The sequence below is a fragment of the Oleiphilus sp. HI0079 genome (assembly GCF_001635105.1).
In genome coordinates, this window is record NZ_LWFT01000094.1 from 1 (window position 1) to 949 (window position 949).

Below are 949 nucleotides of genomic sequence, written 5' to 3' on the forward strand. Positions count from 1 at the left end.
CGTTGTACCCGATCGAGGCATTCCCAGAATGAAGATCGGTGCCGCTCCGTCTTTGACCTTGGGCAAACTCTCGCACGCCCCTAAGAACGGACCACTGAGTGCTTCGATAATCTTAGAGAACACATCTTGCATCTCAGAATGTGCATAGTGATAGCGAGAGCGATTAATCGTGTTGCCCATCTGAAGGTACTTGAAGCTCTTTTCAGCGTCTCCCTTCCTGTCGTAGTACATGCTCACAACGTAAGCGATGTTCATCTTCGCATCTTCGTTCAAGCCGCGTTGACGCAAGCGCTGCTCGTACTGCGGAACAATTTCTTCAAGCAACGCTTGCTTCTTACCCTTACCATGAACAATCAGATTTCTAACAACACCGACTTGACCAGGATTAGCACGCAATGCCTTTTCGAAGTATCTGTAGGCCTTATCACCCTCACTTAGACGGCTGAGACACATACCCTTAAAATTTAGTAGCTGCGCATTTTGAGGCTGTTTTTTTAGCAAGGCATTCACTAACGCCAACGCCGCTTCCTCTTTATGAACAGCAATCAAAATACCAACGTACTGTGCCGACAAGGCCATGTCATCCGGTGACTCTTCGAGCAATAGACGGACCCATTTTTCAGCAAATACATTTTCCCCGAGCTGAGAGGCAACATTTACCGCCTGCTTAATCAGAGCGGTATCTTGGGGCATGTTGTCGATCGCTAAGGCAAACAGAGGGAGCGCCTCACGCGCTCTTTTCGTTTGAACCAGCACCATTGCAAGTCTCGCATTAACAATGGGATTCTCAGGCTCTAAACTGGTTAAAGATCTATAGAGTGCTTCCGCTTCACGATATTTTCCTTGCTGATGAAGCTGACTTGCTCGGTTGAATTGTTCTTGCATGACTTCCCTTAAAATACAGCGGGCAATTTGGTGTAGAGGACGGAGAGAACCGTATCATGCTTTG

At 47.5% G+C, this 949-nt stretch carries 1 protein-coding gene; it reads right to left on the reverse strand.

Annotation, left to right across the window (positions count from 1 at the left end; translation table 11 throughout):
* Positions 1 to 885: lipopolysaccharide assembly protein LapB (locus A3750_RS01405; RefSeq protein WP_156498297.1), on the reverse strand; the 885-nt coding region annotated here is incomplete at its 3' end.
* Between the last annotated feature and the right edge of the window lie 64 nt (positions 886 to 949).